At 68.2% G+C, this 15,019-nt stretch carries 12 protein-coding genes; all 12 read left to right on the top strand.

The features are described from left to right. Positions 1-3: 3 nt before the first annotated feature. The 12 genes from G6N60_RS26380 (at position 4) to G6N60_RS26325 (ending at position 14,976) form a co-directional block, all read left to right on the top strand. Positions 4-1,233 (top strand): MCE family protein, encoded by a 1,230-nt coding sequence (locus G6N60_RS26380; RefSeq protein ID WP_163742944.1) that lies wholly within the window; start codon positions 4-6, stop codon positions 1,231-1,233. Next, positions 1,230-2,261 carry a virulence factor Mce family protein gene (locus G6N60_RS26375; RefSeq protein WP_163742942.1) on the top strand — a complete coding sequence of 344 codons (1,032 nt, stop codon included), beginning with the start codon at positions 1,230-1,232 and terminating at the stop codon, positions 2,259-2,261. The genes G6N60_RS26380 and G6N60_RS26375 overlap by 4 nt, the downstream gene beginning before the upstream one ends. Continuing rightward, complete coding sequence (locus G6N60_RS26370; protein ID WP_163742940.1) at positions 2,258-3,859, top strand: virulence factor Mce family protein; 1,602 nt, start codon at positions 2,258-2,260, stop codon at positions 3,857-3,859. Before G6N60_RS26375 ends, G6N60_RS26370 begins: the two co-directional genes overlap by 4 nt. Positions 3,860-3,869: 10 nt before the next feature. After that, on the top strand, positions 3,870-5,498 hold the full coding sequence (locus G6N60_RS26365; protein WP_163742938.1) for a virulence factor Mce family protein: 1,629 nt from the start codon (positions 3,870-3,872) through the stop codon (positions 5,496-5,498). Then, the gene (locus tag G6N60_RS26360) at positions 5,498-6,664 is read left to right on the top strand and encodes a virulence factor Mce family protein (protein ID WP_163742936.1); all 1,167 of its coding nucleotides are present in this window, start codon (positions 5,498-5,500) and stop codon (positions 6,662-6,664) included. The genes G6N60_RS26365 and G6N60_RS26360 overlap by 1 nt, the downstream gene beginning before the upstream one ends. Before the next feature lie 3 nt (positions 6,665-6,667). After that, the gene (locus G6N60_RS26355; RefSeq protein ID WP_163742934.1) at positions 6,668-8,218 is read left to right on the top strand and encodes a virulence factor Mce family protein; all 1,551 of its coding nucleotides are present in this window, start codon (positions 6,668-6,670) and stop codon (positions 8,216-8,218) included. Next, positions 8,188-8,877, top strand: coding sequence for an Rv1363c family protein (locus G6N60_RS26350; RefSeq protein WP_163742932.1), 690 nt, complete (start codon positions 8,188-8,190; stop codon positions 8,875-8,877). The genes G6N60_RS26355 and G6N60_RS26350 overlap by 31 nt, the downstream gene beginning before the upstream one ends. After that, the gene (locus G6N60_RS26345) at positions 8,874-9,926 is read left to right on the top strand and encodes an RDD family protein (RefSeq protein WP_163742930.1); all 1,053 of its coding nucleotides are present in this window, start codon (positions 8,874-8,876) and stop codon (positions 9,924-9,926) included. Before G6N60_RS26350 ends, G6N60_RS26345 begins: the two co-directional genes overlap by 4 nt. After that, complete coding sequence (locus tag G6N60_RS26340; protein ID WP_163742927.1) at positions 9,923-10,483, top strand: Rv1363c family protein; 561 nt, start codon at positions 9,923-9,925, stop codon at positions 10,481-10,483. Before G6N60_RS26345 ends, G6N60_RS26340 begins: the two co-directional genes overlap by 4 nt. Before the next feature lie 305 nt (positions 10,484-10,788). Further along, entirely contained in the window at positions 10,789-11,493 is a 705-nt protein-coding gene (locus G6N60_RS26335) for a mammalian cell entry protein (RefSeq protein WP_246241059.1), read from the top strand. A gap of 10 nt (positions 11,494-11,503) precedes the next feature. Continuing rightward, positions 11,504-12,277, top strand: coding sequence for a fructosamine kinase family protein (locus G6N60_RS26330; RefSeq protein WP_163742922.1), 774 nt, complete (start codon positions 11,504-11,506; stop codon positions 12,275-12,277). A gap of 242 nt (positions 12,278-12,519) precedes the next feature. Next, a complete protein-coding gene (locus tag G6N60_RS26325) occupies positions 12,520-14,976 on the top strand; it encodes an alpha/beta hydrolase family protein (RefSeq protein ID WP_163742920.1) in 2,457 nt (818 codons plus the stop codon). Positions 14,977-15,019 lie beyond the last annotated feature (43 nt).

Genomic DNA, 15,019 nt, shown 5'->3' with positions numbered 1-15,019 from the left:
CCGATGACCGCACCAGGCCAGAACCAGCTGCCCGTCAACCAGCCGCGGACGCCTCCGTACAAGATCGCGGGAATCGTCCTGCTGGTCATCGCGCTCGTCGTCCTGGCGCTGGTGTGGTTGCAGTTCCGTGGCGACTTCCAGGACCCCGAGAAACTGACCCTCATCTCGTCGCGGTCGGGCCTGTCGATGGACCCCGGCTCCAAGGTCACCTACAACGGCGTGGAGATCGGCCGCGTGGCCGACGTGACCCCGACCGAGCTCAATGGCAAACCCGCCGCCAAGGTCCTGCTCGACGTGGACCGCAAGTTCACCAACCTGATCCCGAGCAACGTCGACGCGCAGATCAAGGCGACCACGGTGTTCGGCAACAAGTACATCTCGTTCTCGACGCCGAAGGACCCCACCCCGCAGCGGGTGTCATCGTCCCAGCCGATCGTCTCGTCCGGGGTGACGACGGAGTTCAACACCGTCTTCGAGACCATCGTGTCGGTCGCGGAGAAGGTCGACCCCGTCAAGCTCAACCAGACTCTCACCGCGACGGCGCAGGCCCTCGACGGGCTGGGCACGCGCTTCGGCCAGTCGATCGAGAACGGCAACACGATCCTGGCCGACGTCAACCCGCGGCTGCCCCGACTGCAACAGGACAATCAGCTCCTGTCCCAGACCGCGGACATCTTCGCCAATGCCGCTCCGGACCTGTTCGACGCGCTGAACAACGCCGTCACGACCGCCAGGACGCTCAACGCCGAGCAGAAGAACACCGACGAGGCGCTGATGGCCTCGGTCGGCTTCGGCAACACCGCGGGTGAGGTCTTCGAGAAGGCCGGGCCGTACCTGGTCCGCAGTTCGCGCGACCTCGTCACCACCAGCGCCCTGCTCGACGAGTACAGCCCCATGCTGTTCTGCACCATCCGCAACTACCACGACGTCGACCCGAAGATCGCGTCGTCGCTCGGTGGCAACGGCTACTCCCTGAACACCCATACCGAGATCCTCGGCGCGGGCAACCCCTATGTGTATCCCGACAACCTGCCCCGGGTGAACGCCCACGGCGGGCCGGAGGGTAGGCCGGGTTGCTGGCAGCCCGTCACCCGTGACCTGTGGCCACAGCCCTACCTGGTGATGGACGACGGCGCGAGCATCGCCCCGTACAACCACATCGGTCTGGGTCAGCCCCTCGCCAACGAATACGTCTGGGGCCGTCAAATCGGGGAGAACACGATCAACCCATGAGAATCACCGGCACAGCGATCAAGCTCGGCGCACTGTCCTTCGTGCTGCTGCTGTTCACCGCACTCATCGTCGTGGTGTTCGGCCAGCTGCGGTTCGACCGCACCACGGGGTACTCGGCGATCTTCACCAATGCGAGCGGCCTGCGGGCCGGGCAGTTCGTCCGCGCGTCCGGTGTCGAGGTCGGCAAGGTCAGCAAGGTCGAGCTGATCAACGGCGGCAACGACGTTCAGGTGGACTTCGACGTCGACCGCGGATTGCAGCTCTTCCAGGGCACGACGGCCTCGATCCGCTACCTCAACCTCATCGGCGACCGCTACATGGAGCTCAAGCGCGGTGACGACAACCGCAAGCTCGCCCCGGGCAGCACCATCCCCAGCTCGCGCACCGAACCCGCGCTCGACCTCGACGCCCTGCTCGGTGGCTTCAGACCGCTGTTCAAGGCGCTCGACCCCGACAAGGTCAACGTCATCTCCCAGGCGATCGTCACGATCTTCCAGGGCCAGGGCGGCACGATCAACGACATCCTGGACCAGACGGCGTCGCTGACCTCGGCGCTCGCCGACCGCGACCAGGCGATTGGTGAGGTGGTCAAGAACCTCAACACGGTCCTGGACACCACGGTCAAGCACCAGCAGCAGTTCGACGACACCATCAAGAACTTCGAGGTGCTCGTCACCGGGTTGAAGAACCGCGCGGACCCGATCGCGTCCGGCCTGGCGCAGATCAGCGACGGCACCGGCTCGATCGCCGACCTGCTCGGGGAGAACCGGCCGCTGCTGCAGAAGACCGTCACCGACCTGGAGATCCTGCAGCAGCCGCTCGTCGACCAGAAGGCTCAACTGAACGACACGCTCATCAAGATCCCCGCCGCGCTGAAGATCATCGGGCGCGCGGGCGGCATCTACGGCGACTTCTTCAACTTCTATGCCTGTGACATCACCTTGAAGTTGAACGGCCTCCAGCCTGGTGGCCCGGTCCGTACGGTCAGGGTCACGTCACAGCCATCGGGTAGGTGCACACCGCAATGAGGACTCTCGAGGGCAACAACCGGATCCGCAACGGGTTGATGGGCATCATCATCCTGGTGCTCGTGATCGGTGTCGGGCAGAGCTTTGCGAGCGTGCCGATGATCTTCGCGCAGCCCCACTACTACGCGCAGTTCACCGACTCAGCCGGCATCAACCCCGGGGACAAGGTGCGCATCGCCGGCGTCGACGTCGGGCAGGTCCAGTCGTTGGCGATCGACGGTGACAAGGTGCTCATCGGCTACACGCTCGACGGCACGAAGATCGGCACGGACAGCCGCGCCAACATCCGCACCGACACGATCCTCGGGCGCAAGAACCTCGAGATCGAGCCGAGGGGCTCGAAGGCGTTGGGCGCCAACGGAGTACTGCCGGTCGCGCAGACCACGACGCCCTACCAGATCTACGATGCGTTCTCCGACCTCACCAAGGTCGCGGGCGGCACGGACACGGCGACGCTGAAGCAGGCGCTGAACGTGCTGTCCGACACGATCGACCAGACCTACCCGCACCTCAGCTCGGCCCTCGTGGGCGTCCAGCGCTTCTCGGACACGATCGGCAAGCGCGACGAGGACATCAGGCACCTGCTGTCGAACGCCAACAAGATCGCCGGCATCCTCGGTAGTCGCAGCGGCCAGATCAACACGTTGTTCGTCAACGCCAACACCCTGCTGGCCACGGTCAACGAGCGCTCGGCCGCGATCGATCAGCTGCTGCAGCACGTGAGCGAATTCTCCACGCAGGTCAAGGGTTTCATCGACGACAACCCCAACCTGAACAAGGTCCTCACGCAGCTGCAGACCATCAGCGACGTGCTGGTGGCCCGCAAGTTCGACCTCGTCGACACGCTGACGTCGCTGAGCAAGTTCACCGCGTCACTGGCCGAGGCCATCGCCTCGGGCCCGTACTTCAAGGTCATGATCGTCAATCTCCTGCCGTACCAGATCATTCAGCCGTGGGTCGACGCCGCGTTCAAGAAGCGCGGCATCGATCCCAACGAGTTCTGGCGCAACGCGGGTCTGCCGTCGTTCCGCTACCCGGACCCCAACGGCCAGCGACAGGCCAACGGCGCACCGCCGCCCGCGCCGACGCCATTGGAGGGCACGCCGGAGCATCCCGGCCCCGCCGTGATCGCCGGCTCGCCGTGCTCATACGCGCCCGGCCCCGGCAACTTCCCGACGCCGCAGAACCCGCTGCCGTGCGCCCAGACCGACACCGGTCCGTTCGGCCCGAACCCCTACGGCGCCAACGACTATGGCGCGCCCGACGTGATGGGACTGCCGCCCAACCCGAACGCTCCGCCACCGGCGCCCGGCGTGCCGAGTGCGGCGTTCCCCGGCGAGTACTCACCGCCGGTGGAGGGCACCCCGCCGCCGTCGTTCGCGCCCGGAAACCCTGGCGCCAGAACGGTTCCCGCCACGCCTGGTCCGTCGGACCCCTACATCGCGCCCGGATCGCTGCAGGGTGACGGCACCTCGCCGCTGCCGCCCGCGCTGACCGGACCGCCGCCGCCACCGGGACCGGGCCCGCAGTTGCCGCCCGCGGGAACGCCTCCGCTGCCCGGCAATCCGCCGTTCCTTCCGCCCGGATCACAAGGTTAGGGGGGCGTAGATGTCGACGATCTTCAACGTCCGCAACATGAAGATGCCCGCCCTGACCAAGGGTTCGATCATCATCGGCACGCTGCTGCTGATCGTGGTGGTGGTTGCCGCGTACCTCGGCTACCGGCTCTACGAGAAGCTGACCTACACGACGGTGGTGGCGGAGTTCCCGCAGACGCTGGCGCTGTACCCCGGCGACAAGGTCCAGATCATGGGCGTGCGGGTCGGGTCGATCCAGAAGATCGAGCCCGCCGGGGACAAGATGCGGGTGACGTTCGACTATGAGTCCAAGTACAAGGTGCCGGCCAACGCCACCGCGTCGATCCTCAACCCGAGCCTGGTCGCGTCGCGCACGATCCAGCTGGCCCCGCCCTACACCGGCGGCCCCGTCATGCAGGACGGCGCGACCATCCCCGAGGACCGCACGCAGGTGCCGGTCGAGTACGACCAGTTGCGCAACTCGCTCGACCGCATCCTGACCGACCTTGGCCCGACCAAGCAGCAACCGAGGGGCCCGATCGGTGACGTCATCGAGTCGTTCTCCGACGGCCTGGCCGGCAAGGGCGAGCAGATCAACAAGACGTTGAACAGCCTGTCCGAGGCGTTGACGACGTTGAACACCGGCCGTGGTGACCTGTTCGGCGTGGTGAAGAGCCTGGCGCTGTTCATCAATGCGCTCTATAAGAGCGATCAGCAGTTCGTCGCCCTCAACGACAACCTGGCGCAGTTCACGAACGCGTTCACCAACTCCGACCGCGAGGTGGCCAACGCGGTCCGCGACCTCAACACGCTGCTGACGACGACGCGTGGCTTCCTCGACAAGAACTCCAAGGTGCTGACGAAGGACGTCGACAACCTGTCCGACGTGACGAGCGCGATCCTGCAGCCCGAGCCGTTCAAGGGTCTCGAGACCGGCCTGCACGTCTACCCGAACCTCGCGGCCAACATCGTCAACATCTCCTCGCCGAACGCGGGTGGCATCGTCGGCCTGCCGACGGTCAACCAGTTCGCGAACCCGATGCAGTTCCTGTGCAGTTCGATTCAGGCGGGTAGCCGTCTGGGCTACCAGGATTCGGCGGAGCTGTGCGCGCAGTACCTCGCGCCGATCCTCGATGCGATCAAGTTCAACACGCTGCCGTTCGGCCTGAACAACTTCAACACCGCGATGACGCTGCCCAAGCAGATCGCCTACTCCGAGCCGCGCCTGCAGCCGCCGCCCGGCTATAAGGACACGACGGTGCCGGGCGTCTTCTCCCGCGACACGCTGTTCTCCCACGGCAACCACGAGCCGGGCTGGACCGTGGCACCCGGCATGCAGGGCATCCAGGTGCAGCCGTTCACCCAGAACATGCTGACCCCGGAGTCCCTCGGCGAGCTCATGGGCGGCCCGGACATCGTGGCGCCGCCCGCACCGCCTGCGTTCGGGGTGAGCGACGGCCGCCTGCCCGGCCCGCCGGACGCCTACAGCGAGAACAACCCGCTGCCGCCGCCGTGGTATCCGCAGCCCGGCCCGCCGCCGGCGCCCGCACCGGGCGTCGTCCCCGGTGATCCGGTCGGCGCCGTCACCCCCGCGGGCGGCCCGGCACCCGGTCCCGCGCCCGCTGGACCACCGCTACCCGCTGAATCAGGAGCCGGCTGATGCTCGAGCGTCTGAAGCCAACGTCGCGGACGTTGCGGACCGTCGCCAAGCGCGGTGGGGCGCTGCTCGCCGCGGCCCTGATCCTGACCTCGTGCGGGTGGAAGGGCATCGCCAACGTGCCGGTGCCCGGTGGGGCCGGCACGGGATCGAACAGCATGACGATCTACGTGCAGATGCCGGATACGTTGGCGCTCAACGTCAATAGCCGGGTCCGGGTGGCCGACGTCTTCGTCGGCAGTGTCCGGGCGATCGAGCTGAAGAACTGGGTCGCGACGCTCACGCTGGACGTCGAACCCGGTCTGAAGCTGCCCGCGGACACGCGCGCGGCGATCGGCCAAACGTCGCTGCTCGGCTCTCAGCACGTGGAGCTGACGCCGCCGCCGAACGCCTCCGGGCCGTTGCTCAAGAACGGCGACACCATTCCGCTCGACCACTCCAGTGCGTTCCCGACCACGGAGCGAACGCTGGCCAGCATCGGCACCATCCTCAGCGGCGGCGGCATCCCGAACCTGGAGACCATCCAGAACGAGGTCTTCAACGCCCTGAACGGCCGCGGTGACCAGATCCGAGAATTCCTCGGCCGCCTCGACACCTTCACCGCGGAGCTCAACGACCAGCGCGCGGACCTGACCCGCGCGATCGACTCGACCGACCGGCTGATCACGATCGTCGCCCAACGCAACGACACCCTGGACCGCGTGCTGACGGAGTTCCCGCCGCTGATCAAGCACTTCGCGGACACCCGGGACCTGATCGGTGACGCGGTGGTCGCCCTGGGTCGCGTCAGCAAGGCCACCAATGATGCGCTGTCACAGGCGAATCCGGACATTCATACCAACCTGCAGAATCTGCAGCGGCCGTTGGTCCAGCTGGGCAAGGCCTCGCCCTACCTGCTGGGCGCGCTGAACGTCATCGGCACGGCACCCTTCAGCATCGAGAACGTGCCGAAGGCGATCCGCGGCGACTACATCAACGTGTCCCTGAACGTGGATCTCACACTGTCGGCGATCGACAACGGATTCCTCAGTGGCACAGGGGTTTCGGGCCTGCTGCGCGCTCTCGAGCAGTCGTGGGGCCGGGATCCGAACACGATGATTCCGGACGTGCGGTTCACCCCGAACCCGCACGACGCGCCCGGCGGACCGCTGGTCGAGAGAGGTGAGTGAGCGATGCTGACCCGCTTCGTCAAGATCCAGTTGGTGATCTTCACCATCCTGACCGTCATCGCGCTGGTCGTCCTCGGCTGGTACTACCTGAAGTTGCCCAGCTTGGCGGGCATCGGACAGTACGAGCTGAAGGCCGACCTGCCGCGCTCCGGTGGCCTCTACGCGACCGCGAACGTGACGTACCTCGGCACCCAGATCGGCAAGGTCACCCAGGTGGTCCCCACCGAGCGCGGCGCCGAGGCGACCATGAGCATCGACAGCAAGTACAAGATCCCCGTCGATGCCTCGGCCAACGTGCACTCGGTCTCGGCGATCGGTGAGCAGTACCTCGATCTGGTGTCGACGACGGACAAGCCAAGCAAGTACCTGGCGCCGGGATCGACGATCACCAAGAGCACGGTGCCCAGCGAGGTCGGCCCGGCGCTCGACGCCGCCAACAACGGGCTGGCGGCGTTGCCGAGGGACAAGATCGACTCGCTGCTGACCGAGACCTCGCAGGCGGTCGGTGGGCTCGGTCCGGCGCTGCAACGGCTGGTGGACTCGACGACCGCCATCGCCAGCGACCTCAAGGACAACCTCAAACCGGTCGACGACATCGTCGACAACGCCGCGCCGCTGCTCAACAGCCAGGTCGAGTCGGGCGATGCGATCTCGCGATGGGCGAAGAACCTCAACACCATCGCCTCGCAGACGGCCGAGCAGGACCAGGCGCTGCGCAGCGGCCTCGAGCAGGCCGCACCGACGGCCGATCAGGTCGCGGCCGTGTTCTCCGACGTACGGGAGTCGCTGCCGCAGACGCTGGCGAACTTGGCCGTGGTCGCCGACCTGTTGAAGCGCTATCACGCGGGCATCGAGCAGGCGCTGGTGATCCTGCCGCAGGGAGCGACGGTGGCGCAGGCCGCGACCATCTTCCCGGGCGAGGGTCTGCTGCACGTCGGGCTGTCGCTGGGGCAGCCGGCGCCGTGTCTGACCGGGTTCCTGCCCGCGTCGCAGTGGCGGGCTCCGGCCGACACCAGCACCAAGCCGCTGCCGGACGGGTTGTACTGCAAGATCCCGAAGGACACCCCGGCCAACGTCGTCCGCGGTGCGCGCAACTATCCGTGCGTCGACGTCCCCGGCAAACGAGCCGCGACACCCGAGGAGTGCCGCAGCAACGCGCCCTACGAGCCGATGGGCACCAACCCCTGGTACGGCGACCCGAACCAGATCCTGACGTGCCCGGCGCCCGCGGCGCGCTGTGACCAGCCGGTCAAGCCCGGCTACGTGATCCCGGCCCCGACGATCAACAACGGCCTCAACCCGTTGCCCGCCGATCAGGTGCCGCCGTCACCGCAGCCGACCAGCGACCCGCTTACCGCCCCTGGCCAGGGCACGGTCGCCTGCAGTGGCCAGCAACCCAACCCGTGCATCTACACTCCGGCAGCAGGTCCTACGGCGATCTACAACCCGCAAAGCGGTGACGTCGACGGGCCAGACGGAATCAAGTACTCCGTCACCAACTCAAGCGATCCAGGAGAAAACGGATGGAAGGAGATGCTGGCACCAGCCGGCTGAACCCCACCGGAGGGCAGGAGCGAAGCGACCCGGGAGATGTGAGCGGACTAGACCCCGACACGTCGGACGAGTCCGACGCACGATCCGACGAAGTGCAGGACGACGCCCGACCGCTCGCGGATGAGGCGACCCTCGGCGACGACGAGCCGCCCCGGCGCGCCGAACGCTTCGGCAGCGGCTGGCTGATCGCCATCTGTGCCCTGCTCCTGGTGCTGACCGCGGGCGTGGCCGTCGGTGGCTACCTGGCTCTGCAACAGCACGACAAGAGTGAGGCGATCGCCCGCGAGGACGCGCTGGCGCTGGCTCGGGCCAAGGATTGCGTCGCCGCCACGCAGGCGCCCAACGTGGCCGCGATGACGGCGAGCCAGACGAAGGTCATCGAGTGCGCGACGGGCGACTTCGGCGTGCAGGCCAACTTCTTCGCGAGCATGCTCGTCGAGGCCTACCAGGCCGCCAACGTCTCGGTCCAGGTGTCCGACATGCGGGGCGCCGTCGAGAAGCACAATGACGACGGCTCCGTCGACGTCCTGATCGCCGTGCGGGTCAAGGTGACGAACTCCCAAGCGCCCAACCAGGAGCAGGGCTACCGGCTGCGGGTCAACATGCAGCCCGCCGACGGCACCTACAAGATCAACCGACTGGATCAGGTCACCTCGTGACCGCTTTGCTCGACGCAGCTCTCGACACGCCGCCCGCCGCGAAGGACGCCGTCCGCTACGCGTCCTGGCCCGCCCGCGCCGGGGCCCTGGCGCTCGACGTCCTGCCCGGCGTCGCGCTGATCACGACGATGGCGTTGCTCGCCGTCACCACGACGCACGGATCGTGGCTGTGGTGGGTGTTCACGGCGGTGATGGCGCTGGCGGCCATGGCCACGTTCGCCAATCGCTGGCTGGCACCGGCGATCACGGGCTGGACGCTGGGCCGCGCCGTGGCGGGCATCCGCGTCACGACCGCCGACGGCGCGGCCGCGGGCAGTCCCCGGTTGCTCCTTCGCGACCTCGCTCACCTGCTCGACACCGCGTCGCTGCTCGTCGGGTGGTTCTGGCCGCTCGGCGACAAGCGGCACCGCACGTTCGCAGATCTGTTGGTGCGCACCGAGGTTCGCGTCGTCGACGCGCCGCAGGCCAACGTCCGGCGCCTGGCCGCCGTCATACTGATCGCGACGGCCGTCCTCGGTGCGGGCGGCGCAGGGCTGGGCTACTGGCAGGTGTACCGCGAGGACCGCGCCGTCGAGCAGGCCCGGTCCGAGATCGCCCAGCAGGGTCCGCGCATCGTGGAGCAACTGCTGAGCTACGGGCAGCAGACGGTGGTCGACGACTTCGCGAAGGCGCAGAGCCTGGCCACCGACCAGTACCGTCCCCAGCTCGTCCAGCAGCAGCAGGCCGTGCAGAAGGCGGGTGTCACCGACAACGAGTACTGGGCGGTGAGCAGTGCCGTGCTGTCCGCGACGAAGGACCACGCGGCGATGTTGCTGGCACTGCAGGGGCAGCGCGGGTCAGACCCCAATACGCTGAAGTTCATCACCGCGACCGTGCGCGCGGACTTCGAGAAGTCCAGGGACGGCCGGTGGCAGGTCGCCACCCTCACCGTGTTGAAGAAGCCGCTGATGGGTCAGGCCGGGCCGCCGGGGGCAGCCGCGCCCGCTGCGCCCGCCCCGCCGCCGGGTCGGCCCGCACCCGCTCCGCCGAACGGCGGGCCGGGCCGATGAGCCCGCGCCGCAAGGTCGACGACACCGTTCGCGACTTCTTCACCGTGTCGGCCACCGAGCCCAAGGCGCCGCGGCGGTGGGGTCTTCCGGTGTCGGCCGTGCTGGCGTTCGTGGTGGCGGTCGCCGCGATCGTGGGCAGCGTGTTCATGGTGGTCGAACACACGAACCTGGACCGCTCGGAGGGCAGGGATGCCGCCGCGCTGTTCTACGTCCGCGGCTTCATGACCGACTACACCTCGCTGGATCCCTTCCACGCCAATGACTATGCCGACCGGGTGCTGGCGCAGGGCACAGGAGAGTTCGCGAAGTCGTTCAAGGAGAAGATGAACGAGATCGTCGTTCAGGTGGCGCGGGCGGAGCCGACGACGGGCGTCGTCCAGGAGGCCGGAGTGCAGCGCTGGAACGACAACGGCAGCGCCGACGTCCTGGTGGCCGCCACCGTCAAGACCACCGGACCCGACGGCAAGACGCCCATCGAAAGCGGAACCCGTTGGGTCGTCACGACTATCGAGGAGGGACAGCAGTGGAAGATCAGTCAACTGATTCAGGTGATCTGACCGCCGCCGACGCTGCCGCCGCCTCGGCACCGCAGGGCAAGGCGGCCCGCAATCGGCACCGCCTCCCGCGGCAGAAGGCGACGCAGCCGAGCGCGACGGCGGACGAGGCGCCCGCACCGACCGTGCCCGAGCCTGAGCCGACGGCTGAGCCCGCACCCGCGCCCGAGCCAACCGCGGAGGTAACGAAAGAGCCTGTCGCAGAGGATGTTTCGGGCGCTCAGGTTCCCGCAGACCACGGGCCGGCGGATCAGTCCAAGCCCACCCGCCGACGCCGCTCCTGGCGACGCGCCAAAACCGAGACGCCGGTGAACGAGACGCCGGAGACCGAGACGCCCGCCCCCGAGACATCCGACCCCGACGCGCCAGGAACCGAGGCGCCCGAGACCGAAACCCCCGACACCGAAACCCTCGACGCCGAGACCCCCGACGCCGAAACCCTCGACCCCGAGACCCCCGACCCCGAGGCGCCCGAACCCGTGCTGGTTCCGCATCGCACGGCGGGGCGACCGCTGAAGGTGGCCGCCGTCATCGCGAGCGCGTTGTTCGTCGCGGCCGCCGCCTTCGCGGGCGCGACGATTCAGCCCTATCTGGCCGATCGGGCCGCGGTGCACGTGAAGTTCGTGGTCGCCGAGACCGCGGCGAACGCGATCACCACGCTGTGGACCTACACGCCCGACGACATGGACAAGTTGCCGGAGCGCTCGGCCCGCTACCTGGGTGGCGACTTCGCCGTCGACTACAAGCGCTACATCGACGCGATTGCGGCAACAAACAAGCAGGCCCAGGTGTCCAACAACACCCAGGTGCTCGGTGCGGCGGTGGAGTCGTTGACGCCGACGGAGGCCAGCGCGATCGTCTACACCAACTCGGTGGCGACCAGCCCGGTGACCAAGGGCATCCCGTCGCTGCGCTACCTGTCCTACCGGCTGGTGATGAAACCGCAGGGCAGCCGCTGGCTGATCACCCAGATGGTCGCGATCACGAAACTCGACCTGACGCCGCGCCTGTAGCCGTTCGGTCATGGAGACCTTCGTCAAGCGGCGGTCGTCCGCCCCGGAGGGCTTCTTCGCGTGCGAGGCCGCCGGTCTGCGATGGCTGGCCGCCGCCGACGGCGGTGTCGCCTGCGTGCGCGTGCTGGGGTACGACGCCACGACGCTGACCCTGCAGCGGCTGGTGACGGTGCCCCCGGACCGGCGCTGCGCCAACGACTTCGGCCGTCGACTGGCCCGCACCCACGATGCCGGGGCGCGCGCGTTCGGCGCGGCCCCCGACGGGTGGACGGGACCGGGTTTCTTCGGACCCCTGAACCATCCGCTGCCGATGGCGCTGTCCGAGCACGTCCGCTGGGGCGAGTTCTACGCCGAGGACCGACTCGAGCCGATGGCCGAGCTCGCCGGTCGGGCGCTCGACGCCGAGACGCGCCGCGGGCTCGACGAGGTGATCGCACGGTGTCGTGCGGGCGCCTACGACGGCGGGGACACCCCGGCCCGGCTGCACGGTGACCTGTGGAGCGGCAACGTGATGTGGACGCCCGAGGGCGTGGTGCTCATCGACCCCGCAGCCCACGGCGGAAATCGCGAGACCGACCTGGCGATGCTGGCGCTGTTCGGCTGCCCCCACTACGAGGCGGTGCTCGCCGGCTACCAGGAAATTCATCCGGTGCGGCCGGGGTGGCGCGAGCGGATCGGGCTGCACCAGCTCCATCCTCTGCTGGCGCACGTCGTACTGTTCGGTGCCAGCTACCGGGGGGCGGCGTCGTCGGCGGTGGCCGCCGCCCTCGAGATCGTCGTCTAAGAACCCTTAGCCCGCCTTACTCCCGCGCGTGGTCTAAATTTGCGCAGCCGTCAATCCACGAAACGCCGCGCTGAGCGGGAGGTTTGCTGGTTCTGTCTGCCGGGTGATGGCGCGAAGTTCGCCGCAGCAATGCCCCTATTGGCGTCTGCGTAAGTGTTACCTTCTTGTGACGCAGCACCCCCGTGTGCATTGAAAGGACAGGTCAGATGGCAGGCACGCACCGCACTCGGAGGGCTCGTCGGTTGAGCGTCGCGTTGGCCAGCGCCGCTACAGCGACGGCCACGGCGTTGACCGTCGGTGTCGCACCCCCGCCTGCGCCCGCCCAGCGCGTGCTCGCCGCGAACGTCGATCTGGCCGCTGCCGTCCGGTTGCTGCCAAATCATGATCAGGTGCACGACATCACCGGCGGTCTGGGTACCGCGGTCTACGACTTCGACCAATCGGTGCTCGACCAGCTCTCCAGGGCGATCGTCAACGGGGTCAGCCTGACCGCGCTCGCGCAGGCCGCGGGCATCGACCCGAAGAGCCTCGTCAACGGACTCCTGGCGCAGCTGCCCGCGAACCTGCTGCCCGGCATCATCGGCCAACTCGGCGCCTCCATTCCGATTCCGATCCTGAGCACCGCCCTGGGCCAGGCGGGCGTTGCGGGTCTGCTGACGAACGTGCTGAATCTGCTCGGCGTCTCCGACATCACGAACTCCACGCTGTCGGGTCTGCTGGCGGTCATCGGGCTGAACCTGTCCGACCCGCTCAACCTGTCGGGCCTGGCCGTCCCCGGGCTGAACGTCGTAACGAGCGGTTCGCCGTTCGCGCTGCTGAAGATGCTGGGTCTGGACCTGGGCTGGACGCCCGCACTGCCGAATTCGGTGGCGGCCGAGATCAACGGCACCCCCTACCTTCAGCTGGGCGTCAAGGGCGCGTTGGATCTGGTGCTCGGCAAGGTCAACACCCTGCTGGCGGGCGATCCGCTGAACATCCCGCTGGCGGCGCTCTCGACGTCGCTGCAGGGTGTGGTGGACGGTCTGACGAATGGCCTGCCCGACGTCATCGACGCCCGCGTCATCCCCACCGTGGGGGTCGGACTCGGCGCATTCGCCGCAGCGATGGCCTACAAACAGGTGTTGGCGCAGTTGGCATCTCAGCCCGGCGGGGCGGCCTACACCGGAACCGATCCGGTGCTCGGCAGCTTGACCGTGCTGCCGCTGATCCTGATCAACAACCCGGGCCGTCCCGACGGCGGCGCCATTGCACGGTTCGGCGCGCTCGCGTCGCTGCTCGGCATCGACTCGGTCAACCCGACCACCCACCTGACGGGCAGCATCAACCCCAACAACCCTCTGGGCAGCGTCGACCCGCTCGGCCTCACGCTCGGCGGGGCGAACGTGCTGCCGGTGCTCGTGGACGCCACCTACGAGTACCAGCCGCTGTCGGATCTGGCGTCCTGGCCCAACGCCTTCACCCTCCTCAACAACCTGGCGGCGGGACTGTCACCCACCTACATGTTGCGCGGCCTCAGCCTCGCCGGCCTCGACACCCAGCTGACGAACCAGATCAGCACCGCGCTGGGCAACGCGACCGCGCTGAATCCGTTGGCGCTCAACCTCTACGTCACGCTGCCATCGGCGACGCTGCCCCTGCTGGAGCCGCTCTATCTCGCCTCCGACGCCCTCAACCTGGTCGGGGTCAAGCCGCTCGCCGACTTCGCCACGCACCTCGCCAATGCGCTGGCGCCTGCCCTCACGACCCTGGTCAACCTCGGCTACGCCGACACGACGTTGGATCCGCAGACCGGTCTCTACGTCCGCGACTTCAGCACGGCGGGCACCGAAACCCCGTTCCTGTCGTTCCCGGACGTCAACTTTCCCAAGGCCCTGAGCGACAGCTTCAATCAACTGGTCAGCGGCTTCCAGAAGGAGTTCTTCAGCGGCAACCCGACCCCGGGTGGACCGAACGTCTTGAAGAACCTCGTCGACGCGCTACTCAACGGCAGCCTGCTCAGCGGCGGCGTGACGACCGGCGCGGCAGGCACCTCCGGCGGCACGGTCACCAATCCCCTTGGGGGACTTGGCTCTCTGCTCGGCGGACTGCTCGGTGGACTGGGTCTCGTGCAGCACACCGCGACCACCGCGGTGACGACGGCGGCCACCACGTCGGCGAGCAGCGTCCCACAGGCCAACGCCAAGCTGCTCAGCGTCGCCCCTGCCGGAACGGAGAAGACGGCCGACACGACCCCGACGACCCCATCCACGACCGAAACCCCGTCCACGACCAAAACCACGTCCACGACCCCGTCCACGACCAAGACCCCGTCGACGACGGCCACCACAGCCGACCCCACCACGACGAAGACCGCAGAGTCGACGACCGCCACCGATCCGGATGCGGACACGTCCGCCGGGAGCACGGCCGCGGACGGCGCCGACAAGGGCACCAAGGGCCCCAAACACGCCAAGCCAGACGGAGATTCCGCGTCGACGTCGACCGACGCGTCGACGAGTCCGAAGCACGCCAAGGGACCCAAGCACGCCAAGCCGTCCGGCGGGGACCAGGACGCCACCACTGCCGGGACGTCGGCGTCCGATGCGACGTCGGGCGGCACGACGGGTGCCGGCAAGAAGGCGAAGGGCACGGGTCATGCGGACGCCGGCGCGTCGTCGGGCAGTGCGGGAGGCAGTGCGGCGGGGGGCAAGGCGGCCTGAGCGCGCTGGCTTGAGGTCCTCGGCGCGGGGGTAACCCTTCGCC

Origin of the sequence: Mycolicibacterium madagascariense, from assembly GCF_010729665.1 — a bacterium.
Lineage (GTDB): Bacteria > Actinomycetota > Actinomycetes > Mycobacteriales > Mycobacteriaceae > Mycobacterium > Mycobacterium madagascariense.
The sequence above is the reverse complement of the archived record's forward strand: the minus strand, read 5'-3'. Positions and strand labels throughout refer to the sequence as shown.